This window comes from Rhizobium pisi (assembly GCF_003938655.1).
GTDB lineage: Bacteria > Pseudomonadota > Alphaproteobacteria > Rhizobiales > Rhizobiaceae > Rhizobium > Rhizobium pisi.
Genome location: NZ_RJJT01000001.1, coordinates 18,245 through 40,085, shown reverse-complemented (window position 1 = coordinate 40,085; position 21,841 = coordinate 18,245). Strand labels below are relative to the sequence as shown.

25 protein-coding genes and 1 pseudogene are annotated in these 21,841 nt (G+C 62.1%); 16 read left to right on the top strand and 10 right to left on the bottom strand.

The features are described 5' to 3' along the window. Nucleotides 1-3 precede the first annotated feature (3 nt). From EFD55_RS00240 to guaA, 3 genes are all read left to right on the top strand, one after another. The gene (locus tag EFD55_RS00240; protein ID WP_003583690.1) at nucleotides 4-453 is read left to right on the top strand and encodes a PaaI family thioesterase; all 450 of its coding nucleotides are present in this window, start codon (nucleotides 4-6) and stop codon (nucleotides 451-453) included. Then, nucleotides 450-1,088, top strand: a complete 639-nt coding sequence (locus EFD55_RS00235) for a 5'-methylthioadenosine/S-adenosylhomocysteine nucleosidase (RefSeq protein WP_125841791.1) — start codon at nucleotides 450-452, stop codon at nucleotides 1,086-1,088. Before EFD55_RS00240 ends, EFD55_RS00235 begins: the two co-directional genes overlap by 4 nt. 114 nt (nucleotides 1,089-1,202) lie before the next feature. Further along, on the top strand, nucleotides 1,203-2,765 hold the full coding sequence (guaA, locus tag EFD55_RS00230; protein ID WP_125841789.1) for a glutamine-hydrolyzing GMP synthase: 1,563 nt from the start codon (nucleotides 1,203-1,205) through the stop codon (nucleotides 2,763-2,765). Nucleotides 2,766-2,924: 159 nt separating this feature from the next. Here the strand turns inward: guaA and EFD55_RS00225 are convergent, their stop codons facing one another. From EFD55_RS00225 to EFD55_RS00215, 3 genes are all read right to left on the bottom strand, one after another. Then, nucleotides 2,925-3,356 carry a PIN domain-containing protein gene (locus tag EFD55_RS00225; protein WP_125841787.1) on the bottom strand — a complete coding sequence of 144 codons (432 nt, stop codon included), beginning with the start codon at nucleotides 3,354-3,356 and terminating at the stop codon, nucleotides 2,925-2,927. Continuing rightward, on the bottom strand, nucleotides 3,353-3,652 hold the full coding sequence (locus EFD55_RS00220; RefSeq protein WP_125841785.1) for a hypothetical protein: 300 nt from the start codon (nucleotides 3,650-3,652) through the stop codon (nucleotides 3,353-3,355). The genes EFD55_RS00225 and EFD55_RS00220 overlap by 4 nt, the downstream gene beginning before the upstream one ends. Before the next feature lie 80 nt (nucleotides 3,653-3,732). Further along, nucleotides 3,733-4,629, bottom strand: coding sequence for a LysR family transcriptional regulator (locus EFD55_RS00215; protein WP_125841783.1), 897 nt, complete (start codon nucleotides 4,627-4,629; stop codon nucleotides 3,733-3,735). A gap of 105 nt (nucleotides 4,630-4,734) precedes the next feature. Here EFD55_RS00215 and EFD55_RS00210 point away from each other — a divergent pair, with 105 nt between their 5' ends. The 3 genes from EFD55_RS00210 to EFD55_RS00200 are packed head-to-tail and all read left to right on the top strand — an operon-like array spanning nucleotide 4,735 to nucleotide 6,796. Next, on the top strand, nucleotides 4,735-5,109 hold the full coding sequence (locus EFD55_RS00210; RefSeq protein WP_125841781.1) for an Atu4866 domain-containing protein: 375 nt from the start codon (nucleotides 4,735-4,737) through the stop codon (nucleotides 5,107-5,109). Nucleotides 5,110-5,167: 58 nt separating this feature from the next. Then, complete coding sequence (locus EFD55_RS00205) at nucleotides 5,168-6,019, top strand: oxidoreductase (RefSeq protein WP_183736649.1); 852 nt, start codon at nucleotides 5,168-5,170, stop codon at nucleotides 6,017-6,019. Between the two features lie 42 nt (nucleotides 6,020-6,061). Further along, on the top strand, nucleotides 6,062-6,796 hold the full coding sequence (locus tag EFD55_RS00200; RefSeq protein WP_125841777.1) for an SDR family oxidoreductase: 735 nt from the start codon (nucleotides 6,062-6,064) through the stop codon (nucleotides 6,794-6,796). A 111-nt stretch (nucleotides 6,797-6,907) separates the two neighbouring features. On the opposite strand, the gene EFD55_RS00195 is transcribed toward EFD55_RS00200, so the two are convergent. Further along, nucleotides 6,908-7,471, bottom strand: coding sequence for a methylated-DNA--[protein]-cysteine S-methyltransferase (locus EFD55_RS00195; RefSeq protein WP_125841775.1), 564 nt, complete (start codon nucleotides 7,469-7,471; stop codon nucleotides 6,908-6,910). A 181-nt stretch (nucleotides 7,472-7,652) separates the two neighbouring features. Here EFD55_RS00195 and EFD55_RS00190 point away from each other — a divergent pair. The 4 genes and pseudogenes from EFD55_RS00190 (at nucleotide 7,653) to ybaK (ending at nucleotide 10,363) form a co-directional block, all read left to right on the top strand. Further along, nucleotides 7,653-8,251, top strand: a pseudogene (locus tag EFD55_RS00190) (2'-5' RNA ligase family protein). Nucleotides 8,252-8,350: 99 nt separating this feature from the next. Beyond that, a complete protein-coding gene (locus tag EFD55_RS00185) occupies nucleotides 8,351-9,409 on the top strand; it encodes a M14 family metallopeptidase (protein ID WP_125841771.1) in 1,059 nt (352 codons plus the stop codon). Nucleotides 9,410-9,535: 126 nt separating this feature from the next. Beyond that, the gene (locus EFD55_RS00180; RefSeq protein WP_125841769.1) at nucleotides 9,536-9,886 is read left to right on the top strand and encodes an ArsC family reductase; all 351 of its coding nucleotides are present in this window, start codon (nucleotides 9,536-9,538) and stop codon (nucleotides 9,884-9,886) included. Nucleotides 9,887-9,889: 3 nt separating this feature from the next. Next, the gene (gene ybaK / locus EFD55_RS00175; RefSeq protein ID WP_125841767.1) at nucleotides 9,890-10,363 is read left to right on the top strand and encodes a Cys-tRNA(Pro) deacylase; all 474 of its coding nucleotides are present in this window, start codon (nucleotides 9,890-9,892) and stop codon (nucleotides 10,361-10,363) included. A 56-nt stretch (nucleotides 10,364-10,419) separates the two neighbouring features. Here ybaK and EFD55_RS00170 read toward each other — a convergent pair whose 3' ends face one another. Continuing rightward, nucleotides 10,420-10,863, bottom strand: coding sequence for a MarR family winged helix-turn-helix transcriptional regulator (locus tag EFD55_RS00170; RefSeq protein ID WP_125841765.1), 444 nt, complete (start codon nucleotides 10,861-10,863; stop codon nucleotides 10,420-10,422). A 101-nt stretch (nucleotides 10,864-10,964) separates the two neighbouring features. Here EFD55_RS00170 and EFD55_RS00165 point away from each other — a divergent pair, with 101 nt between their 5' ends. Together EFD55_RS00165 and EFD55_RS00160 are read left to right on the top strand one after the other, a co-directional pair. Next, complete coding sequence (locus EFD55_RS00165) at nucleotides 10,965-11,648, top strand: glutathione S-transferase family protein (RefSeq protein WP_125841763.1); 684 nt, start codon at nucleotides 10,965-10,967, stop codon at nucleotides 11,646-11,648. 128 nt (nucleotides 11,649-11,776) lie between these two features. Continuing rightward, on the top strand, nucleotides 11,777-13,030 hold the full coding sequence (locus EFD55_RS00160) for an aminopeptidase (RefSeq protein ID WP_125841761.1): 1,254 nt from the start codon (nucleotides 11,777-11,779) through the stop codon (nucleotides 13,028-13,030). Here EFD55_RS00160 and EFD55_RS00155 read toward each other — a convergent pair. Next, on the bottom strand, nucleotides 12,978-13,901 hold the full coding sequence (locus tag EFD55_RS00155; protein WP_125841760.1) for an EamA family transporter: 924 nt from the start codon (nucleotides 13,899-13,901) through the stop codon (nucleotides 12,978-12,980). The genes EFD55_RS00160 and EFD55_RS00155 overlap by 53 nt on opposite strands. Before the next feature lie 81 nt (nucleotides 13,902-13,982). On the opposite strand from EFD55_RS00155, the gene EFD55_RS00150 reads away from it, so the two are divergent. Next, nucleotides 13,983-14,480 carry a MarR family winged helix-turn-helix transcriptional regulator gene (locus tag EFD55_RS00150; protein ID WP_125841758.1) on the top strand — a complete coding sequence of 166 codons (498 nt, stop codon included), beginning with the start codon at nucleotides 13,983-13,985 and terminating at the stop codon, nucleotides 14,478-14,480. Here EFD55_RS00150 and EFD55_RS00145 read toward each other — a convergent pair whose 3' ends face one another. Both EFD55_RS00145 and xseA read right to left on the bottom strand, forming a co-directional pair. Further along, the gene (locus EFD55_RS00145) at nucleotides 14,481-15,074 is read right to left on the bottom strand and encodes an NAD(P)H-dependent oxidoreductase (protein WP_125841756.1); all 594 of its coding nucleotides are present in this window, start codon (nucleotides 15,072-15,074) and stop codon (nucleotides 14,481-14,483) included. 2 nt (nucleotides 15,075-15,076) lie between these two features. Next, on the bottom strand, nucleotides 15,077-16,657 hold the full coding sequence (gene xseA / locus EFD55_RS00140; RefSeq protein WP_125841754.1) for an exodeoxyribonuclease VII large subunit: 1,581 nt from the start codon (nucleotides 16,655-16,657) through the stop codon (nucleotides 15,077-15,079). 342 nt (nucleotides 16,658-16,999) lie between these two features. Here xseA and EFD55_RS00135 point away from each other — a divergent pair, with 342 nt between their 5' ends. Continuing rightward, nucleotides 17,000-17,242: a hypothetical protein gene (locus EFD55_RS00135; RefSeq protein ID WP_125841752.1), complete on the top strand. Its 243-nt coding sequence runs from the start codon at nucleotides 17,000-17,002 to the stop codon at nucleotides 17,240-17,242. A gap of 26 nt (nucleotides 17,243-17,268) precedes the next feature. On the opposite strand, the gene EFD55_RS00130 is transcribed toward EFD55_RS00135, so the two are convergent. Next, entirely contained in the window at nucleotides 17,269-19,116 is a 1,848-nt protein-coding gene (locus tag EFD55_RS00130; RefSeq protein ID WP_125841750.1) for a hypothetical protein, read from the bottom strand. A gap of 160 nt (nucleotides 19,117-19,276) precedes the next feature. Here EFD55_RS00130 and EFD55_RS00125 point away from each other — a divergent pair, with 160 nt between their 5' ends. Both EFD55_RS00125 and EFD55_RS00120 read left to right on the top strand, forming a co-directional pair. Then, nucleotides 19,277-20,284: a glycosyltransferase gene (locus EFD55_RS00125; protein ID WP_125841748.1), complete on the top strand. Its 1,008-nt coding sequence runs from the start codon at nucleotides 19,277-19,279 to the stop codon at nucleotides 20,282-20,284. Continuing rightward, nucleotides 20,281-20,658 (top strand): GtrA family protein, encoded by a 378-nt coding sequence (locus EFD55_RS00120; RefSeq protein WP_125841746.1) that lies wholly within the window; start codon nucleotides 20,281-20,283, stop codon nucleotides 20,656-20,658. The genes EFD55_RS00125 and EFD55_RS00120 overlap by 4 nt, the downstream gene beginning before the upstream one ends. A 92-nt stretch (nucleotides 20,659-20,750) precedes the next feature. Here EFD55_RS00120 and EFD55_RS00115 read toward each other — a convergent pair whose 3' ends face one another. Next, entirely contained in the window at nucleotides 20,751-21,737 is a 987-nt protein-coding gene (locus EFD55_RS00115) for a Gfo/Idh/MocA family protein (protein WP_125841744.1), read from the bottom strand. Nucleotides 21,738-21,841 lie beyond the last annotated feature (104 nt).

Genomic DNA, 21,841 nt, shown 5'->3' with positions numbered 1-21,841 from the left:
GCCATGAGTGAGACTGACAGGGGCGATTTCCGCGCGCGAATCCGCCGCAATTTTGCGCGCCAGGCGGCGATGCAGACGATCGGCGCGGAACTGACGCGCGTCGAGCACGGCGTCGTCGAGATCGAACTTCCCTTCGACGTCAAACTGACACAGCAGCACGGCATCCTGCATGCGGGTATCATTTCCGCCGCGCTCGATTCGGCCTGCGGTTTTGCAGCCTACAGTGTCATCGACCCCGAAGCCTCGATCCTGACGATCGAATTCAAGGTCAATCTCATGTCGCCGGGGCGTGGCGATCGTTTCCTATTCCGCGGGGAAATCACCAAACCCGGCTCCACCATCATCGTCGCCGACGGGCGAGGCTATGCGATCAGCGACGGGCCGGCGAAACTCATCGCCTCCATGACGGGAACGATGATGGTCATCCGTGGTAGAGAGGGAATTACTGGATGAAGTTCGAACTGAAATCGGTCGCGGGGAAATCCATCCTTTTCGTGATGGCGGCGGAGGCCGAATACGGGCCCTTCCTGCGTTCGCGCATCGAGCCTTTGATGACGGGCGTCGGCCCGGTCGAGGCAGCGGTCGCTCTGACCAAGGCCTTGGCGCGGCTCGATGCAGCAGACGACCTGCCGGATCTCGTCGTTTCCCTCGGCTCGGCCGGCTCCGCCAAACTGGAACAGACCGAAATCTATCAAGTGACCTCGGTTTCCTATCGCGACATGGATGCCTCGCCGCTCGGCTTCGAAAAAGGCCTGACACCTTTCCTCGACCTGCCTGCGACGCTTGAACTGCCGCTGCGCATTCCCGGCATCCCGGAAGCCAGCCTTTCCACCGGCGGCAACGTCATCTCCGGCGCCGCCTACACCAATATCGACGCTGATATGGTCGACATGGAGACCTATGCGGTGCTGCGCGCCTGCCAGGGCTACAAGCTGCCGCTGATCGGGCTGCGCGGCATTTCCGACGGCGTGGTCGAGCTGCAGCATATTTCGGGCTGGACCGAATATCTGCACATCGTCGACCGCAAGCTCTCCTACGGTGTCGACAGTCTGTTCACGGCGCTGGAAGACGGGGTTTTCTGGTTCTGAACCTGACAGCCCCGCGCATCTTGCCAGACGTGCGGGGACAATTGGAACAATAAAAAGCCGATGCCGCCGATTTCCCGGATTGCAAGGCGAAGCGCTTTTCTTTAAAGCCTCGCCATGACCCAGACAGCACATCCCGACTCCGTTCTCATCGTCGATTTCGGCAGCCAGGTGACCCAGCTCATCGCACGGCGCGTGCGCGAGGCCGGCGTCTATTGCGAGATCGTTCCCTTCCAATCGGCCGAAGAAGGCTTCAAGCGCCTGCAGCCGAAGGCCGTGATCCTGTCCGGCAGCCCGGCTTCCACGGTGGACGAGGGGTCGCCGCGAGCGCCCCAGATCATCTTCGACAGCGGCCTGCCGGTCTTCGGCATCTGTTACGGCCAGCAGACGATGTGCATGCAGCTCGGCGGCAAGGTCGAGAGCGGCCATCACCGCGAATTCGGCCGGGCCTTCCTCGATGTGGACAAGGATTGCCAGCTGTTCGAGGGCCTCTGGTCCTCCGGTTCGCGCCATCAGGTCTGGATGAGCCACGGCGACCGCGTCACGGCGCTGCCTGAAGGGTTCGAGGTGATCGCCACCTCCTCCAACGCGCCCTTCGCCTTCATCGCCGACGAGAAGCGCAAATATTACGGCGTGCAGTTCCATCCCGAGGTCGTGCATACGCCCGACGGCGCCAAGCTGATCGGCAACTTCATCCACAATATCGCCGGCATCAAGGGCGACTGGTCGATGTCGGCCTACCGCCAGAAGGCGGTCGAACAGATCCGCGAGCAGGTGGGCGACAAGCGCGTCATCTGCGCACTTTCGGGCGGCGTCGACAGTTCCGTCGCGGCGCTGCTGATCCACGAGGCCGTCGGCGACCAGCTGACCTGCATCCTCGTCGACCACGGGCTGATGCGCAAGGACGAGGCGGCCGGCGTCGTCGCCATGTTCCGCGAGCACTACAATCTGCATCTCTTGCATGTCGATGCGTCCGACCGCTTCATCGGCGAGCTCGAAGGCGTCAGCGACCCTGAGACCAAGCGCAAGATCATCGGTCGTCTCTTCATCGAAACCTTCGAGGAAGAGGCAAAGAAACTCGGCGGCGCCGATTTCCTCGGCCAGGGCACGCTCTATCCCGACGTGATCGAGAGCGTCTCCTTCACCGGCGGCCCTTCCGTCACCATCAAATCGCATCACAATGTCGGCGGCCTGCCGGAACGCATGAAGATGCAGCTCGTCGAACCGCTGCGCGAGCTCTTCAAGGACGAGGTGCGCGCGCTCGGCCGCGAACTCGGCCTTCCCGACAGCTTCATCGGCCGCCACCCCTTCCCCGGCCCCGGCCTTGCGATCCGCTGCCCCGGCGGCATCACCCGCGAAAAGCTGGAAATCCTGCGCGAAGCCGATGCGATCTATCTCGACGAAATCCGCAAGGCCGGCCTCTACGACGCCATCTGGCAGGCTTTCGCCGTGCTGCTTCCCGTCCAGACCGTCGGCGTCATGGGCGACGGACGCACCTATGAATTCGTCTGCGCACTGCGCGCCGTGACTTCAGTCGACGGCATGACGGCGGACTTCTACCACTACGACATGGAATTCCTCGGCCGCGCCGCGACCCGCATCATCAACGAGGTTCGCGGGATCAACCGTGTGGTCTACGACGTTACGTCGAAGCCGCCTGGTACGATCGAGTGGGAATGAGGAGCGCAGAGTAGACGAGAATTGCCGGGCCCCTAGGCCGGATCCGGATGTCGTTTGACGCGAAGAAGCGTCCGCGCTCAATATGAGCGCGACGGAGCTATAACCGGGTAGCGAAAAAGATGACGCTGGGGCGTATCAATCAGCGCGATCTACCGACACCTAAGCCGCTCCGCGGATCGGATTGACGATCTGAAGTCCGGCAAAGTCCCTTTCATTATCTGTCACCACCACGCATTCGTTCGCACTGGCGACAGCGGCGATGATCATGTCGAGTCCGCTGCGCGGCTTGCCGGCCGCCTTCCCTTCCGCCATCAGTCGCGCCCAGATCAGGCCTGCCTTGCCGTCGAACGATAGAATGCGGCCCGCAAACAGCGCCTGGAGCCCGTCACGCCCGGAAAACCATTTGTCGAGCGCGTCTCGCTTCTTGCCACGCGGCTGTTCCAAAATTCCGCGACGTATCTCCGCAACGGTCAGTGAGGCGATGAACAAGTCCTCGTCGCGTTGTGTCGACATCCATGCCAGAAGCGATTCCGATGGCTGCGGTTTGATAACATTGCTGATGATGTTGGTGTCCAAAAGAAAGCGCGTCACAGGTCGACCTTACGCCCCTCTTCACGGGGCCGGGAGAGATCGAGTTCGGCGTCCACCAGCGGCGAACGACGCAATGCGGCGAGAATCCCTCCAAGCTTCGGCGGGTCGCCGCCGATCGACTTGCTTACCGCTGCACGAAGCTCTGAAGCCTCAGGTGTATCCTCTGAGAGGCGTCTGGCGAGCGATCGGATGAGATCGCGATCGGTGTCCTTGGCGAGCACTTCGAAGCGCGCCAAGCCACGCTCGCCAAGGCGAGATCGATAATTTTGGATAGCGCGCTTCTGTGAACTTACCATAATGACCTCCGATTATTTCCAGTAATATAGCCGGAAATAGGCTTTTAAGCAAGATTACAGCGCCGCGCGCGCAAATGAGACTACCGCCTCCCTGCCCGGCGCACATAATCGACCAGCGCGCGCAGCTTCAGCGGCTGCCTTTGCCGTCTGGGATAGTAGAGGTAGAAACCCGGAAATGGCGGGCAGAAATCTTCGAGCAACGGCACGAGTTCGCCGCGATCGAAATAGGGTTGGAAGGTTTCCACCATGCCGAAGGTGATGCCGGCTCCCGCGCAAGCCAAGCGGATCATCATTCCCATATCGTTGGTCGTGACGGCCGGGTCGACGGCGACATCGAAGTCGCGGTGGTTTTCGGTGAACTCCCAGCGATAGGGCGCCGTATCGGGGCGCGGGCGCCAGCCGATGCAGGCATGGTTCTGCAGGTCGCGGGGATGGCGGGGATGGCCGCAGCGCTCGAGATAAGCGGGAGATGCGACCGGGCATTGCCGCTGCTTTTCGGAGACGGAAATTGCGATCATGTCCTGCTCGATCACCTCGCCGAGCCGGACACCAGCATCGAAACCAGCCTCGACGATATCGAATTCCTCATCCGTAATCACGATATCGAGTTTGACGTCGGGGCAAGCTTCGATGAAGCCGGCCAGCAAGGTGCCGGACAGGAAACTCTCGGCGATCGAGGAGACGGTGATCCTCAAGAGGCCGCTCGGACGCGCCTGCATTTCCCTGACCGTCTGCATCGCATCCTTGACCTGGCGGACCGATGGCCGAACCGCCTCGAAGAAGACTTCGCCGGCTTCGGTCAGGCTGACGCTGCGCGTTGTGCGCTGGACCAGGGCGACGCCGACCCGATCCTCCAGGCGCTGCAGGGCCTGGCTGACGGCGGAGCGGGTGACGCCGAGCCGCTCGCCGGCGAGCCGGAAGTTGCGCGCTTCCGCCACCGCAAGAAAGACTGAAATGCCTTCGAGATCATCGATCATTGGTTAGCATTTCTAACCAAGGCATCTCGGATTGGCAACTTAATCGCCGGGGATGGGCGGGCTATCTTTCAGTCGAGGTCAAGCAAGGCTTCGAAAGGAGGAGCGATGCGCAACATTTCCAACAGTCCTATTCTGCATTTTTTCGCCGCAACCACCTTGGCGGGCACAGCGACCAGTTCCTCAGCCGCCGATGCCGTGAACGACCGAGAGCCCCAGCAGCAACAGACAAGCGAGCGTGGAATGCAGCAACATCCTTATGTCGGTATGTGGGTGACGGAAGACGGCCGCGTCCGCCACGAACTTTTGCCGAATGGCCGTTACGACGAAGCCCGCGGAAACCGGGAAAGTGCCTATCGAGGACGCTACGAAGTCACCGGAAGGCATATCGAATACTGGGACGACACCGGCTTCACGGCCGATGGCGATTTCGTAGACGAGAAGACCCTCCATCATGGCGGCATGGTGCTTCGCCGCAGGTGAGGCGCCGCCTGAAAGGCAATACCACCAAGGATAAGGCCGCATTTACCGGCCGGAAAGGATGACGATCATGTCTTCCACAACACCCATCTGGTTCATCACCGGAGCGTCGTCCGGCCTCGGCCGGGCACCAGCCGAAGCCGTTCTGGCCCGTGGCTGGCGCGCCGCCATGACGGCGCGCAGACCCGAGACCTTGGCAGATCTCACAGCAGAGCATGGCGACAGGGCGCTTACTCTTGCCCTCGATGTAACGGACAGCCGCTCAGTTGCCCGTGCGGTTCGTGACGCCGAAACGCATTTCGGTGCAATCGATGTTCTCGTCAACAATGCCGGCTACGGCTACCTCTCGGCGATCGAAGAGGGCGACGATGCTGAGATACGCGCCCAGTTCGAGACCAATGTCTTCGGATTGATCGATGTCACCAAGCAGGTCCTGCCGGGCATGCGCGCACGCCGGCAAGGGCATATCTTCAACGTCTCCTCGCTTGGCGGGCTCGTCGCCTTCGCCGCAACCGGCTACTACCACGCCACCAAATTTGCGGTCGAAGGCCTGTCGGAATCTCTTTCGTATGAGGTCAGGCCGCTTGGCATCGATGTGACGATCCTCGAACCCGGCGCCTTCCGCACGGATTGGGCCGGCCGGTCGATGGTCGAGTCCGACACGATCATCGATGACTATGCCGAAACGTCAGGCAAGCGGCGCCAGGCCACCCGTTTGGTCTCCGGCAACCAGCCGGGAGATCCGGCCCGTGCTGCAATTGCGATCATATCCGCATTCGAGGCAACCGAGCCGCCGCTGCGCCTGCTGCTCGGCGCACCCGCCCTGAAGATCGCCCGCGAAAGGCTCGATGCGCTGCGCGCAAATTTCGATGCCTGGGCAGAGACGACGCTCAGCGCCGACTTCCCAATCTGACGCGCCACCAAGAAACTGCTTAACTTGCCAATGGAGCTTGAAATGTCTGATATCGAAGGAAAAGTCGTAGCCATCACCGGGGCCAGCAGCGGCATCGGACAGGCTGCGGCCAAGGTGCTGGCTGCGGCCGGCGCCCATATCGTGATCGGCGCGCGCCGTACCGAGCGCCTAGAGGAACTCGCCGGCGACATCGCCGCAAAGGGCGGGACGGTGCGCCTGCGACGGCTTGACGTCACCGACCGTTCCCAGGTGGAAGCCTTCGCAGGCTTTGCCAGATCCGAATTCGGCCGGCTGGATGTGATCGTCAACAATGCCGGCATCATGCCGCTCTCGCCGCTCGAGGCCCTCAAGGTCGACGAGTGGGACCAAATGGTCGACGTCAATATCAAGGGTGTTCTCTACGGGATCGCGGCGGCGCTTCCGATCATGAAGGCGCAGGGATCGGGGCAGATCATCAACCTGTCTTCGATCGGCGGCCACAGCGTCTCTCCGACCGCCGCCGTCTATTGCGCGACGAAATTCGCAGTGCGGGCGATCTCGGACGGATTGCGGCAGGAGACCGATCGTATCCGCGTCACCGTCATCTCGCCCGGCACGACGACGTCGGAACTGGCCGACACCATCACCGATCCGACGGCGCGGGAAGCCATGAAGGCTTTCAGGGCGATCACGATCAGCCCCGAGGCCATCGCCAATTCGATCCTCTACGCCGTCAGCCAGCCCGATGACGTCGATGTCAGCGAGATCATCATCCGGCCGACAGCCAGCCCGCATTGATCGGCTGAGAGACTGGCAAAGCAATTCCAGCAAAAGTGTAGAGCGGGTTTGCCAGGCAAAGCGCGAAGCGATTTTGCCGGGAATTACGGAAAGCGAAAAAGCCTCCGCCGCCTAAAAACCCAGCGACTGCTGGGCAGGCGGCGGCGCTGCGAGGTTGACGCCTTCGAGCTCCAGCATGCGGGCCTTCGATGACGAACCGCCGGGAGCGGAGAAGCCGCCGATCTTGCCGCCGGCGGCGAGCACCCGGTGGCAGGGAATGATCAGAGCGACCGGGTTCTTCGCCATTGCCTGGCCAACGTCGCGGGCGGCTTCCGGCCCGACGCCGAGCTCCTTCGCCAACGCGCCGTAAGTGGTCGTGCGGCCCCAGCCGACGCGCCGTACCGCCGCATAAATCTCCCGGAAGAAGGTATCCTGGCCGGCAAGATCGAGTTCGACGCCGGAAAAATCCGTTTCCTCGCCCTGGAAGTAACGCTTCACGGCGGCGACCGTCTCGAGCACGTCAGGCGTTGGCGTTCCGGGTTCGGCACCCGGCAATCGGCGCAGCAGCAGCCGCTCGGTCGCTTCCGCGGCTTTCGTCGGCAGCTGGAAGCGGGTGATGCCGGCGTCGCTCCAGGCAATACCGCAAAAGCCACTCGCGGTTTCGAAGATGAAATAGTGGTGCATAGTCTCAGCCATGACACAGCCTCCGCGTTTTCGATTACCGACAAAATCGTATGGAGCGACTGCTGTTTCAACCCGTTTCTTGCGTGCGACGGAAATTATTGTTCTCTTTTTGTTCTTGATGTACCACCCCGCCAGGAATATCCTACCTCGCATTTGGAAACGACGAGGCGGGCCATGACGGCCTTGCGATCCTATGAACCAGATGTCTTTCGACTTCGACCATGACCGCAGTCGGCGTGGGCGGCCGGGCCACAGCGACGGCGATGGACACCAGCTTTTCTTTGCCCTCTGTCCTCCTGACGCCATCGAGCAGCAGGCGGCGTCGATCGCCCATGACTATCGTCGAGCCTTCTCCCTTTCCGGCGAGCCGCGGCTGACGACTTTGCATGTGACAATCATCTGGGTCGGCGACTATCCGAGGCTGCCAGAGAATGTGGTCTTCGCGGCGCTACAGGCCGGCGCCGCAGTCGAGAGTGCCCCGATCGCAATGAGCTTCGATCTGATCATGCGATTCCCGCATGCTCGAGCGCTTGTGCTTTGCGGCGAAGGCGGACGCAAACCGCTCACCCGACTGCGCGTCCAACTCGGCGTTAGCATGCACAATGCCGGATTCCCGCATAATATCAGCGGCGATTTCAAGCCGCACATGACACTGCTCTACGACCGCAAGGCCGTGCCGACGGCGACCCTCGACACACCGGTTTCATGGACGGCATCTGAATTCCTGCTCGTCCACAGTCTTCTCGGAAACACCGACATCACATCATCGATCGCTGGCCGTTGCTTGGCTGAGGCAACGATGTCCTGCCTACCCCGGCTTGCGCTTGGCTGATTTACCCGCATAAAGCTCTGGAAACCTTTTCTGGGTTGCAGCCGGGGAGCGAAGACAAAATGGACGTTTCAGAGATCATCATCCCGGGAGATACGCCGGGAACGGAGTGGCGGCTGCCGGTGCTGCGCTTTAAGGGCAGCGATCCGAAGGCGCCGAAGGTCTATATTCAGGCGGCACTGCATGCCGGCGAACTGCCGGGAACGGTGCTGCTGCATTTCCTTTGCGAGCGGCTGCGGCAGGAAGGCCAAGGCGGGATCGCCGGCGATATCACCATCGTGCCGCAGGCCAATCCGATCGGTGCGGCGCAGTCGCATTTTGGCGAATTGCAGGGCCGTTTCGACTTGGGCTCACGCACCAATTTCAACCGCGATTTCCCACTGATCCCCCTTGTCGATCGGGCGACGCTGACCGAAGATCTCGATGATTATCCGGCTACTGACAGACTGAAGCGGCAGCTGCTGCATATGGCGCTAGGAGCCGATCTCGTGCTCGACCTGCATTGCGATGACGAATCCCTGCAATATGCCTATATCGACGAGACCTTCTGGCCGGAGGCGGCCGATCTCGCCGCCGCACTCGAGATGGAAGCCGTGCTGCTTTCGGACGGCGAAAGCTCGGCCTTCGAGGAAGCCGTGGGCTTTGCATGGAAGTACGAAGTTCCCGGCGAGCGCCAGTCCCGGTTGCCCGGCAAACTTTCCGTCACCGTCGAACTGCGCGGCAAACGCGACGTCGACCCGATACTGGCGAAAAGGGATGCCGACGGGCTCTGGCGTTTCCTCGCAGCACGCGGGATCGTCAACAGCGAGAAGGCTACGGCAGCCGTATTCTCCGGTCCGGCCGTGCCGCTCGACAATGTCGAGATCATCCGCGCACCTGAAGGCGGGGCCGTGCTCTTTCATCGCAACATCGGCGAGAGGATGGCAGAAGGCGATCTTCTGGCGACAATCGTCACCCGGCCGGGGCAGCCGGGCGGCAGCATCGAGCTATATGCGCCTCAGGATGGGCTGATCCTGACCCGGACGTCCGACCGGCTGGTGCGGCGGCGCGGTGACCTGATGAAGATTGCCTGCGGCAGCCCGAGCAAGGCTTCGCGCAGGGCCGGCGCACTGGAGAATTGAGTCAGGCCGGCTTTGCGCCCGAGTATCCCGCATGGATCGAAGGGATCGAGGGATAAGAGTAGCACGGCGTTTGCGCCGGCCGTCGTGCATGTTATTTCGCTGCCATCACAGGGAGATCGATCAAGCATGGCCATCACCATCTATGGCATCAAGAATTGCGACACGATGAAGAAGGCCCGCGGGTGGCTGGAAGAGCACGGCGTCGCTTATGAGTTTCACGATTACAAGGCGTCGGGTATCGACCGTGCCCATCTCGAAGCCTGGATCGACGAAGCCGGTCTCGACACCGTGCTCAACCGCGCCGGGACCACCTTCCGCAAGCTGCCCGATGCCGACCGCGAAAACCTGACCCGGGAAAAGGCGATCGCACTGATGATCGACCAGCCGTCGATGATCAAGCGGCCGGTGCTGGAAACAAAGGGCAAGCTGCTGATCGGCTTCAAGCCGGAGGCCTACGCGGATATGTTCGAGCGCTGAGCGATGTCCAAGACCACGCGCGCGACACAGGCTCTTACCCAAGCAGGCGTCGCCTTCACCGTCCATGTCTATGATTACGACCCCGGCGCCGAGCGTGTCGGGCTGCAGGCGGCCGAGGCGCTGGGCGAGGCGCCGCACCGGGTGCTGAAGACGCTGATGGCCGAGGTGGACGGCAAGCCGGTCTGCGTCGTCGTGCCGTCGGACCGCGAAGTCAGCATGAAGAAGCTTGCGAGCGCCTTTCACGGCAAGTCGGCCAACATGATGAAGCCTGCCGATGCGGAGCGGCTGACGGGTTATCATGTCGGCGGCATCAGCCCGTTCGGCCAGAAGAAGACCGTGCCGACGGCGATCGAGGAGGCCGCCCTTGCTGAACCGCTCGTTTATATCAATGGCGGCCAACGCGGGCTGCAGGTAAGGCTCGATCCCAAGGATGCGTTGAAGGCGCTGAAAGCCGTCGCCGCGTCACTGATCGCCTGATCAGAGCATGTTGCCCAAAAGTGTAAGCGGTTTTCAGGCGACATCATGCTCTCGAACTAGAGAAAGCGGTCGAGCAGGCCGGCGATCGCCTTCGCCTCGCTTTCGGAGAGCTTGCAGCCGATATTGGTTTCGATCGACCTGGCATAAACGGCCCACATGCGCTCACGAAGCTCTCGGCCGGCATCGGTAATCACCACCCAGCGCCCGCGGCCATCCCTAGCGAAGACCTCGCGCCGGACCAGGCCCTCTTTCGCCAGCCGGTCGATCAGGCGGGACAGATTATACTGCGCCAGCAACGTCCGCTCCTCGATCTCATAGGGACGCAGCTTGCCGGATTGCGCGCGCGCCAATTCCCAGAGTACGTCGTACCAGGCAAGCGGCGGCATGCCGGCCGTCTTGAAGTCGGCCTCGATCGCAGCAAGCAGCCGTTCGCGGGCGCGCATGATGCGCGTCCAGGCTGAGACGGCGGCTTCGCTCGGTTTCGGTATATTTTCCGACATAAATGCAATTACATCTATCTTGAATTCTGCGGCAAGCGATATTAGATGCACTTGCATAGATTTTGACCGTCCGATTCTTTGCAAACCGCCAGGAGACTTTCATGAGCAGGCTTACCCTTATCAGTCATCATCTCTGTCCCTATGTGCAGCGCGCCGCTATCGCGCTTCTCGAAAAGGGCGTGCCGTTCGAGCGCATCAATATCGATCTCGCCAACAAGCCGGACTGGTTCCTGAAAATATCGCCGCTCGGCAAGGTGCCGCTGCTCAGGATCGAAGGGGAAGACGGAAGCGAGGCCGTATTGTTCGAAAGCAGCGTCATCTGCGAATATCTGGAGGAAACGCAGGCGGGTGCGGCCCTGCATCCCGCCGACGCGCTGACGCGAGCCCGCCACCGTGGCTGGATGGAATTCGGGTCGTCCGTGCTTTCCGACCTCTGGGGCTATGAGACGGCTCAGGATGCGACGCAACTGGAGACCAAGCGCAAGGCACTCGCCGCCAAATTCGCGACGATCGAGGGGGCGTTGGCGGAGGGGCCGTATTTCGCCGGAGCCAGCTTCAGCCTGGTCGACGCCGTCTTCGCGCCGATCTTCCGTTACTTCGATCTCTTCGACACGCTCGGCGACAGCGGAATCTTCGACGGGCTCGAGCGGGTCAAGCGCTGGCGCAAGGCGCTGTCCGAGCGCGCGAGTGTCCGAAACGCGGTCGGCGAAGATTATCCGCAGCGGCTGACGGAGTTCCTCGAGAAGCATAACTCGATCCTGCTCAGGCTGCCCGCCGCCGCTTGAAGTGCGCATAGGCGGCCGGGAACATGCGTCCGGCCGCCTTCAATTCCGAAGCGGCGCCCTTCATTTTCGCCGCAAACGGGTCTAAGTCTTCCAGCCTCCCACCGTAAATACAGAAGGCAGGTTGAACCATGACTTTCATGCCCCAGAGCCAGAACACCGTTGATCCCGTCAAGCTGGAGAAGCTTGCGGAAGTCGCCATCAAGGTCGGCCTGCAGTTGCAGAAGGGTCAGGACCTGGTGATTACGTCACCTGTCGTGGCGCTGCCGCTGGTGCGCCTCATCACCAAACACGCCTATCAGGCCGGCGCCGGATTGGTGACCGCCTTCTATTCCGACGAGGAAACGACGCTGGCGCGGTATCAGTATGGCAGCGACGAGAGCTTCGACCGCGCCTCCGGCTGGCTCTACGAGGGCATGGCAAAGGCCTATGACAATGGTGCGGCGCGTCTCGCAATCGCCGGCGACAATCCGATGCTGCTCTCCGAGCAGGATGCCGGCAAGGTCGGCCGCGCCAACCGCGCCACCTCAACCGCCTACAAGCCGGCGCTGGAGAAGATCTCGAATTTCGATATCAACCGGAACATCGTCTCCTACCCCAACCCTTCCTGGGCCAAGGTGGTCTTCCCCGATGATCCCGAACCGATTGCGATCGCCAAGCTCGCCAAGGCGATCTTTGCCGCTTCCCGCGTCGATCTCAGCGATCCTGTCGCCGCCTGGGCCGAACACAATGCCAACCTTGCCAAGCGTTCCGCCTGGCTGAACGGCGAGCGCTTCGCTTCACTGCATTTTAGGGGACCGGGCACGGACCTGACGGTCGGCCTCGCCGATGGGCACGAATGGCATGGCGGCGCTTCCGCGGCCAAGAACGGCATCACCTGCAATCCGAATATCCCGACCGAGGAAGTCTTCACCACGCCGCATGCACTGCGCGTCGAAGGTCATGTGTCGAGCACCAAGCCGCTTTCGCATCAGGGTACACTGATCGACAATATCCGGGTGCGCTTCGAGGGCGGCCGCATCGTCGAGGCCAAGGCCTCGCGCGGCGAAGAGGTGCTGAACAAGGTGCTCGATACCGACGAGGGCGCGCGCCGGCTTGGCGAAGTGGCGCTCGTGCCGCATTCCTCGCCGATCTCGGCCAGCGGCATTCTGTTCTACAACACCCTGTTCGACGAAAACGCCTCGTGCCACATCGCGCTCGGCCAGTGCTATTCCAAGTGCTTCCTCGACGGCGCGAAACTCAGCCAGGAGCAGATCAAGGCGCAGGGTGGCAATTCGAGCCTCATCCATATCGACTGGATGATCGGCTCCGACAAGGTCGATATCGACGGCATCAAGCCGGACGGCGCACGGGTTCCGGTGATGCGGCAGGGCGAGTGGGCGTAACAACGCCCGCCTTCGCCATCAGGCTGCGCTGGCTGAGCCAGACGCTGACCAGCACCATGGCAAGGCCTGAAAGCTGGGCTGGCGTCAGGTTCTGGCCGAGCGCCAGCCAACCGAGCAGGGTCGCGACCGCGGGGCTCAAGAAGCCGAGCGAGGCCGCGGCCGACGGCTCGATGCGTGACAGGCCGCGGAACCAGAGCAGATAGGTGAAGGCCGCGCCGACGAGGCCGAGATAGGCGATGCCGAGGATATTGGCCGCCGTCGGCACTGGCAGTGCCGGCTCAAGGAAGAGGGCGACGGGCACGAGCAGGACGCCGCCTGCAGTCAATTGCCATGAAGTAAAGGTCAGGCTGGAGACCGGCGGCTGCCAGTGGCGGGTCAGCACCGTGCCGAAAGCCATGGAGACCGCGCCTGCAAGACCGGCGACGATGCCGACGGGATCGAGCGCCGCATTCGGCGTCAGCACCAGCAGTCCGACGCCTGATATGCCGATCAGGCCGGCAATGACGGCAAGGAAGCGGATCGGTTTGCCTAGGAAGAGGCGCGAGAGCGCAATGACGATCAGCGGCTGCACGGCGCCGACCGTGGCCGCTACGCCGCCGGGCAGGCGATAGGCCGAAACGAAGAGCATCGCCCAGAAAAACGAGAAGTTCAGCGCGCCGAGAATGAAGGCGCGACCCCACCAGACGCCTGTCGGCAGTTTCCGAACAATCAGCAAGAGAAGCAGGCCGGCCGGTAGTGCGCGCAGCATCGCGACCGTCAGCGGATAGCCATGTGGCAGGAAGGACGTCGTGACGAAATAGGTGCTGCCCCAGATCGCAGGCGCAATCGCTGTCATCAACACGTCGGCGGCGTAGCGGAAATTTTTCTTCATCTCAAGAATCTCTACTTCAAGATAAATCCACGATAGCGCATTTTATCTTGACGTCAAGAGATCCGCTGATATCGATGTGACATGGACAAAACCAAGGAAGACCACGTCGACAGGATCCTGGCGCAATGGCGGCGCGAGCGGCCGGAGCTGGATGTCGAACCCATGGGCATCCTCGGCCGGCTGAAGCGGCTGACGACGCATATCGGCCGCGAAGTGGACGAAGTGCTTCTCAAACACGGGCTCTCCTCCTCCGCCTTCGATGTGCTGGCGACGCTTCGCCGCTCCGGAGCGCCGTACCGGCTGTCGCCCGGAGAGCTGCTCGACATGACCATGGTGAGTTCCGGCACGATGACGAACCGGATCGACCAGCTCGAAAAGGCGGGTTTCGTCGAGCGCATGCTCAACCCCGAGGACAGGCGAAGCGTGCTGATCGCGCTGACCGGGAAAGGGTTTGCGACCGTGGAAGAAGCGGTCGGCGCCCATGTCGCCAACCAGCATCGGCTGACGCGCAATCTGACAGCCGAAGACAAGGCCGAATTCGACCGGCTGCTCAAGAAATTCCTGTCCGATTTCGAATAGTCAGACGACAGCGATGAGCGCCTTGCGGACGCGTTCCAGATGCGCCTTGCGCTTAACCTCCGTCGCGCGATCCATATCGTGCAGGCTCAGCATGCGGAAGACGAGCTTCTTCGAGCAGAAATTGGCAATGCGGCGCTTCAGCAGGCGACGGACGGGATTGCCCATATAGAGATGCACCAGCCACCACGGCGAGCCCGTCGTCGTCAGCGCATAGAGCAGTCTGATATTGGTGAGCTCAGGCACGATGCGGCCGCCGGCGGCATCATGGGTGAAGGCCACGCCGGGCGCGAAGATGCGATCAAAGAACCCTTTCAGGATGGCCGGGAAATTGAACCACCACTGCGGAAAGACAAGGACGAGCCCATCGGCCGCTTTCACCCGATCAGCGATACCGGCAACGGCTGAAGTGTCGTAGGGCACATCGAAATAACCACGGCGCTCGGCCTCGGAGAGACGCGGATCGAAATCCTCGGCGTAGAGATCGAGCAGATCGACGATATGGCCGGAGGCTTCCAATGCTTCGCGGGCGGTGCGGGCCACCGAGGCGGCAAAACTTTCCGGCAGCGGATGGGCGAGCAACAGCAGGATCCGCATCGTCAGAACAGGCTTCCCTGCTTCGGCGGTTCTGCGGATTTTGCGCCGCGCTTCTTCGCGCCGACGGGAGGATTGCCGCCTTCCGTGGTCATGGCGCCGACGCGACCATCGGCGAATTCGATGGCAATGCCCATGCCGGCAGAGAGTGCCGCAGCTTGTGAGACCGGTCTGTTATCCTCATCGCGAATGACAGCGTAGCCGCGCTTCAGCACGTTCTTGTAAGACAGCGACTGCAGCACACGATCTTGCGCGGAAAGCTCGGCGCGCGCACGTGTCAGCTGATGACGGATCGCCGTATCTGCATGGCGCGAAAGGTTGCCGAGCCGCTCGCGGCCGCGGCCGGTCTGGGTCTTCAGCCGAGCGGGCAGCGAGGCGAGGATTGCCTCGGCGCGGTCGATGCGGGACTTCGAACGGTCGAGCAGGCGCTCGACGGTGCGTTCGGCCCGCGCCATGCGTTCGCTCAGAAGCTGGCGGCGCTCGGTGATGCGGTTGGAGAGCACATCAGGGCGCAGATGCGAGGCGACACGCTCGAAGCCGCGACGCTTGTTGATGGTGTTGAGTTCCAGCCCGCGGCCGAGCCCTGCGGCAGCCTCGTCGAAGCGGCGGCGGGGCAGCGCCAGCAACTGGTCGAGCGACGGCAATGCCCGCATCAGCGCGCGCACCGATTGGCGGCGCTGATCCATCTGGCGGTTTATGCAGCCCTGCAGGCGTGCGGCAAGAGCGGCCGCCTGCGCTTCGAGCTCGGCCTTGACCGGCACCGCCATTTCCGCAGCACCCGTCGGCGTCGGGGCGCGGACATCGGCGGCATAATCGATCAGCGTCCAATCCGTCTCGTGACCGACGGCCGAGATCAGCGGTATCCGGCTTTCGGCGGCGGCGCGCACGACGACCTCGTCGTTGAAGCTCCAGAGATCCTCCAGGCTGCCGCCGCCGCGCGCGACGATCAGCACATCAGGGCGCGGGATCGCGCCTGCCGGCTCCAGCGCATTGAAGCCACGGATGGCGTTTGCCACCTCCTCGCCGGACCCCTCCCCCTGCACCTTCACCGGCCAGACGATGACATGGACCGGAAAACGATCGGAGATGCGATGCAGGATATCGCGGATGACGGCGCCGGTCGGCGAGGTAACGACCCCGATGACCCTCGGCATGAAGGGCAGCCGTTTCTTGCGAGCGGCATCGAACAGGCCTTCGGCGCCGAGCTTGCGCTTGCGCTCCTCGATCAGCGCCATCAGCGCGCCGGCGCCGGCCGGCTCCAGCGTCTCGATGACGATCTGATATTTCGAGGAGCCCGGAAAGGTGGTGACCTTGCCGGTGGCGATGACTTCCATGCCCTCTTCCGGGCGGAACTTCAGGCGCGAGAATGTGCCTTTCCAGATGACGGCGTCGATGCGGGCGCGATCGTCCTTCAGCGAGAAATAGGCATGTCCCGAGGAGTGCGGCCCGCGATAGCCTGATATTTCCCCGCGCACGCGAACCTGGTCGAAGGCCGTCTCGACGGTGCGCTTGATCGAGCCGGAAAGCTCCGAAACCGAATATTCGGCAAGGTTGGTAGGCGAATCGCTGTCGAAGACGTTGCTCATCCCTTCTTTCTATGTCCATCCGCTGAAAACGGGAAGGTCGGCATGGGCATTGGGATCGGTTTTCCCGGCCGTTGAGATCGGTGGCGAAAGGGGTTCGCGGTCGTTGCGTCGGACGCGCTCGTTTCCCGGCATTCTGTACATGCACTCGTTGCAGCAAAGAAAAAAACAGCAAAATCGAGTAAATTCGTTTTGTTGCGGAACGGATAGTTAGAATGTGCGTTTTACCTGAAAGGGATTGCTAACCACCGCAATACAAAGGCTTTTCGGCAAAGATGGCCGGTAAATCTTTGTTAGCTGGCGCTTCCTATGCTTCCCCTCGTTCTCTTCGGGAAGGGTGCTGAAATGATTACTCTTACGGCAGCAGCATTGGGCATCAGCGCCGGACAAACGCGCTCGGCCGCCGCGATCGCGTTGATCGCCGCGCTGATCGGAATCACATTCGCGCTGGCGGCAATAAGCTCGCCCGGACCGGTGTCACTTCTGGCGCTCGTTTATGCCATCCTCGGCTACAATGGTGGCCTTATCCTCTTCGTCGTCGGGCTCTATGCCAGCGCGCGTCTTCGCGCACTACGCGTCTCTCAATAACGAACCCGTCATGAAAATTGCCGGCGTCAATTCGCCGCCGGCCGATAGCGAAAGAACTGCACGCCTGCATCCGCCGCTTTCGGAAGCGGCACCAGATAGGGCGGAATATTCCCCTTGCCGAGTTGCGCATAGAGACCATCAGGCTTCAGCTTGGCGAGTTGGCGCGTCTGCGGATCATCCGGGCAGAAGGCAAGCGTCGTGACACCCGCCCCCTTCAGAAAAGCCTCCGCCTCCTGCGGCTCAGCCATACCGATATGCAGTTCCGTCAGCATGCCGCCCTGATTGCGGTGATAGGGTGCCGAGAGAACCCGGTTTTGCGTGAAGCGGAGAATTGAGACGCCCATTTCCGACGGTACCGAGACGAGACCGACAGGAAGCCCGTCAAGCGGCGCCAGCGCCTGTTTCGAGGCGCAGGAATGCTCCTTTACCGGCTCCGCCGGCTTTTTCGGCACGTCATTTTCCATCTCCAGCGAGAGTAGCCCGCCGCCGACCGCCCAGGCCGCAGGAACGCTGGCAAGCACCGTCACCACATAGACGAAGGCAGCGGCAACATTCTCGCTGTCGCTGTTGGAGATGCGCCTGATATCGATGATCAACAGGGCAAGCGGCAGGATGGAAAGCAAGTTCGAGAAGGTTGCGCCGCGCACCTGGACCAGTGCGATCGCCCAGCTGACGGCGAGCAGGAAGAACAGGATCAGATGGATCTGAACGCGATCGCGCCGGGTGATGCGGAAGACGCAGACGGCGATCCCGAACAGGCCTGCCGCATAGAAGGCGCCGATATCGAAAGGTTCGCTGCGCGCCAGGGCGAAAACCGACTTGGCTTCGGAAATGTTTCTCAGCCAGAGTTCGACCAGCATGGGATCGAGACTGGCCAGCGGATCGCTCAGGCATTGCGGCGCGATCACCGCCGCCGAACCGAGAACACCCGCACCGACGACGGCCAGCGCCGCAAAGCGGATGGGGCGGGCGAGCTGGCTCGCAAAAACCGCTGAAAACAGGAGAAGCCCGCCGCCGATCGCCGCCAGGCTGTAATAACCGAGCGAGAGGTTGTCGCAGGTGACCATCGAATAGAGCCGCGGCGGCACCGTTGCGAAGAAGAGAATGCTGATCGCGACCGCCAGCGCCAGCCCGAAGGACTGAGCGGCAACGGCGAAATCCTGGCCCTCCCACGCCCAAAGCAGGGCGATCGTCAGGCAGACGGCGGCGACGAAGGGTGTCGTTTCGGCACCGATCGCGATGGCGACGGCTGCGGCGACGCCAGCGACCGCATAGTTCCAGCCGCGGCGCTTGGGATCCAGCAGCATCGCCGTCATCGTCGCCACCAGCGCCAGTTGCGCGTTGTGATGATCGATGGCGCCCGGCGCGAAACGATTTCCGGTGTAGATCGCAAGCCCGGTCAGGACGAGGCTGATATGCATGCCGGGGATATCGCCGATACGCCGACCGGCAACGGCCATGGCGAGCATGGCGGGCAGGACGAGCGATACCGGCCAGACGGCAAGCGCCAACGCCTCGGCCGTCTCATGGGGTGCAAACAGACCGAAAAACCAGATCAGCGAGGCGATCGGCAGGTCGATCAGCCGCGACCAGTGCATCAGCGTGCCGCCGTCTAGGCCGAGACGGTACTGCATCAGATCGAACCACCCCTGCCCGGCGAGAAAATCGCGGACCTCGACGAGACGCATGCCGTCATCATTGTCGGGCCCGACGTAATCGGTGGCGCTGGCGACCCTCGTGACGATGATAATGGCGGCGAGAACGACGCTATAGGTGATGACGACAGGCCACAAACGTGTGAGCAGGCCGCGTATTCCGCCCTGGGGGGCGTCGGTCGCAGATGATGAAATGGCGATCGGCTGCACAGCGTTCATCGTGGTTAGCGGTCCGTTTCTTGATTGCCGAACCTTAGCCGTCGCCGATCAAGAAAGTGTAAAGCCGCTTGCGGCGGCCGCCGATTTTGCCTGCGTCATAGGGTCTTATTAACGCCGAGTGGTTTAGGCTCGCCACGGCTTCTGTGTAACGAGTAAAGTCATGGCCCGATCGCGTACCGACAATCTTGATATAGCCGTCCTGCTTCCCTGCTATAACGAGGCGGCGACAATCGGCTCCGTGGTGCGGGGCTTCCGCGCGACGCTGCCGGAGGCAGCGATCCACGTCTACGACAATAATTCCACCGACGGGACCGCCTTGCAGGCGATGCTTGCCGGGGCGCATGTCGTGCGCGAGCGGCGGCAGGGCAAGGGTCACGTCGTGCGCCGCATGTTTGCCGACATCGAAGCTGATATCTACATCATGGCCGACGGCGACGGGACCTATGCGCCTTCCGATGCCGAGGAACTGGTACGCACGCTTCTGACGGAGCGCGCCGACATGGTGGTCGGCACGCGCCGCGGTGTGCATGCCGATGCCGGCCGTCAGGGCCACGCGCTCGGCAACCGGCTTTTCAACCTACTCTACCGGACGATCTTCGGCCCTGATTTCACCGACATCTTTTCCGGCTACCGCGCCTTTTCGCGCCGTTTCGTCAAGAGCTTCCCGGCGGTATCAGGCGGCTTCGAGATCGAAACAGAAATGTCCGTTCATGCCTCGCGGCTGAAGCTGCCGGTCAGCGAGCTGGAACTCGATTACGGCCGCCGGCCGGACGGCTCGCATTCCAAGCTTTCGACTTTTCGCGACGGCGGCAAAATCCTCTGGATGTTTGCGATGCTGATGAAGGAAACGCGGCCTTTTGCCTTCTTCAGCACGATCAGCGCCGCCTTCATGCTGGCAAGCCTCGGATTCATGGCGCCCGTGCTGGCGGAATACTTCGAGACGGGCCTCGTCAGCCGCATGCCGACCTGGGTACTGTCGATGGCGCTGATGATGATCTCCTTCATGCTGTTCACCGCCGGCGTCATCCTGGATTCCGTCGCGCGCGCCCGCGCCGAGCAGCTGCGCATCCACTATATGGGCCTCGTGACGCCAAGCGCGGCCAAGCCGCCGGTCGGCGAAGCCTCGCCTGCATCGCGTCCCGGCCGCGGCAAGGCGGATGCGGCATGAAGAAGCTCGTCCGCTTCGCGATTGCCGGCGGCATCGGCTTCCTCATCGATGCCGGCATCCTGTCGGCACTGCTCGAGCTGACGCCGCTCGGGCCGTTTTTGGCGCGGCTCATCGCGATCGCCTTCGCAATGGCGGCGACCTGGGCTTTCAACCGGAGCTTCACCTTCGATCGCTCCGGCCGTTCGCTTGCCGCCGAAGGCTTCCGCTACGGCTCGGTCGGGGTGACGGCGGCACTCGTCAATTACGGGCTCTATTCCGCCCTTCTGCTGTCGCTGCCGGCGCTTCAGCCCCTTGCAGCCATGGTGATCGCCACCCTCGCCTCGATGTTCTTCAGCTTCTTCGGCTATTCGCGCTTCGTCTTCCGGGCAGAGTGACGAGTGCGCCGCGCGTCCAATGAGACGCTCCAGCACTTTGAAACGGCGCATAATCCTTTCCTAAAATTGATTCCGATTTTCGGGGTTATGCGCTAGACGGCTTCCCAGCCGTCCCTCTCACTGGCGCGATAGATCGCGTCGATCACCTTCTGGTTCAGCTTCGAATTTTCGAGCGTGACGATCTCTTCCTTGCCGTTCTTCACCGCCCGGGCGAAGGCCTCGACCTCACGCCGGTACTGGCGGCTGTCCTGGAAGCGGAAAATGCGCGATTCATTGTGGCTGCGGTCGGCGAGCTCAATCTCCTCGGGGCCCCAGCGATTGGCATTGAACGGCGACTTGACCTCGATGTAACCGTCGGTGCCGTGGAAGACCATGACCTGGCGGTTCGCCATCTGCGTCGAGATATAGAAGCTTAGCTCGAAATCGCCGAAGTCGGCTTTGACGCTCGAATAGACATCCGTGCCGAAGTCCGGATCGCGCTCGGTGATCGCCTGAACCCAGAGCGGCTCCTTGCCGGTGGAAAAGCGAGTGCTCATGACGGGATAGACGCCGATATCGGGAAGGCCGCCGCCGCCAAGCTCGGGAACGTTGCGCATATTGGCGGGATCGCGGTTGAAATAGGTAAAGGCGCCCTGCACATGCCGGAGCGAACCGATCGCGCCCTCGTCGATCAGCGCGCGCACCTTCTGCCAGACCGGGGAATAGGTGACCATATAGGCTTCGGTGACCACGACCCGGTTGCGGTCGCGGGCGGCGATCACGTCGTCGATATCGGCTGCTTTCAGCGCCAGCGGCTTTTCACAGAGCACATGCTTGCCGGCATCGGCTGCATTGATCGACCATTCGATATGCTGCGAGGTCGGCAGGGGGATATAGACGGCGTCGATGGTGTCGGAGGCCAGCATCTCCTCATAGGAGCCGAAGGCATGCGGCACCGAGAAGCGGTCCGCCATCTCCCTTGCACGCGCGAGATCGCGGCTCGCAATCGCTGTGACGACGCAGTTCTCCGCATCCTGGATTGCTGGAACGACATTGTCGCGGCCGATCTTCGCCGTTGAAATGATACCGAAGCGCAACATGATCCAATCTCCCAAAGCTGATGTCGGCGAACCATATTCAGGCCTCCGCAACGGCGCAATGGCGCGACCCGAAATCACGGAAGTTTGGTTTCCCTGATGCCGGG

Bases quoted from the DNA above. Each gene is read 5' to 3' on its own strand.
- EFD55_RS00215 (WP_125841783.1), bottom strand. From the start codon at position 4,629: ATGATCGATGATCTCGAAGGCATTTCAGTCTTTCTTGCGGTGGCGGAA.
- EFD55_RS00170 (WP_125841765.1), bottom strand. From the start codon at position 10,863: ATGTCGGAAAATATACCGAAACCGAGCGAAGCCGCCGTCTCAGCCTGG.
- EFD55_RS00240 (WP_003583690.1), top strand. From the start codon at position 4: ATGAGTGAGACTGACAGGGGCGATTTCCGCGCGCGAATCCGCCGCAAT.
- EFD55_RS00125 (WP_125841748.1), top strand. From the start codon at position 19,277: ATGGCCCGATCGCGTACCGACAATCTTGATATAGCCGTCCTGCTTCCC.
- EFD55_RS00165 (WP_125841763.1), top strand. From the start codon at position 10,965: ATGAGCAGGCTTACCCTTATCAGTCATCATCTCTGTCCCTATGTGCAG.
- guaA (WP_125841789.1), top strand. From the start codon at position 1,203: ATGACCCAGACAGCACATCCCGACTCCGTTCTCATCGTCGATTTCGGC.
- EFD55_RS00145 (WP_125841756.1), bottom strand. From the start codon at position 15,074: ATGCGGATCCTGCTGTTGCTCGCCCATCCGCTGCCGGAAAGTTTTGCC.
- EFD55_RS00220 (WP_125841785.1), bottom strand. From the start codon at position 3,652: ATGGTAAGTTCACAGAAGCGCGCTATCCAAAATTATCGATCTCGCCTT.
- EFD55_RS00120 (WP_125841746.1), top strand. From the start codon at position 20,281: ATGAAGAAGCTCGTCCGCTTCGCGATTGCCGGCGGCATCGGCTTCCTC.
- EFD55_RS00185 (WP_125841771.1), top strand. From the start codon at position 8,351: ATGGACGTTTCAGAGATCATCATCCCGGGAGATACGCCGGGAACGGAG.
- xseA (WP_125841754.1), bottom strand. From the start codon at position 16,657: ATGAGCAACGTCTTCGACAGCGATTCGCCTACCAACCTTGCCGAATAT.
- EFD55_RS00210 (WP_125841781.1), top strand. From the start codon at position 4,735: ATGCGCAACATTTCCAACAGTCCTATTCTGCATTTTTTCGCCGCAACC.
- EFD55_RS00135 (WP_125841752.1), top strand. From the start codon at position 17,000: ATGATTACTCTTACGGCAGCAGCATTGGGCATCAGCGCCGGACAAACG.
- EFD55_RS00205 (WP_183736649.1), top strand. From the start codon at position 5,168: ATGACGATCATGTCTTCCACAACACCCATCTGGTTCATCACCGGAGCG.
- EFD55_RS00235 (WP_125841791.1), top strand. From the start codon at position 450: ATGAAGTTCGAACTGAAATCGGTCGCGGGGAAATCCATCCTTTTCGTG.
- EFD55_RS00160 (WP_125841761.1), top strand. From the start codon at position 11,777: ATGACTTTCATGCCCCAGAGCCAGAACACCGTTGATCCCGTCAAGCTG.
- EFD55_RS00155 (WP_125841760.1), bottom strand. From the start codon at position 13,901: ATGAAGAAAAATTTCCGCTACGCCGCCGACGTGTTGATGACAGCGATT.
- EFD55_RS00115 (WP_125841744.1), bottom strand. From the start codon at position 21,737: ATGTTGCGCTTCGGTATCATTTCAACGGCGAAGATCGGCCGCGACAAT.
- EFD55_RS00200 (WP_125841777.1), top strand. From the start codon at position 6,062: ATGTCTGATATCGAAGGAAAAGTCGTAGCCATCACCGGGGCCAGCAGC.
- EFD55_RS00180 (WP_125841769.1), top strand. From the start codon at position 9,536: ATGGCCATCACCATCTATGGCATCAAGAATTGCGACACGATGAAGAAG.
- EFD55_RS00150 (WP_125841758.1), top strand. From the start codon at position 13,983: ATGGACAAAACCAAGGAAGACCACGTCGACAGGATCCTGGCGCAATGG.
- EFD55_RS00130 (WP_125841750.1), bottom strand. From the start codon at position 19,116: ATGAACGCTGTGCAGCCGATCGCCATTTCATCATCTGCGACCGACGCC.
- ybaK (WP_125841767.1), top strand. From the start codon at position 9,890: ATGTCCAAGACCACGCGCGCGACACAGGCTCTTACCCAAGCAGGCGTC.
- EFD55_RS00195 (WP_125841775.1), bottom strand. From the start codon at position 7,471: ATGGCTGAGACTATGCACCACTATTTCATCTTCGAAACCGCGAGTGGC.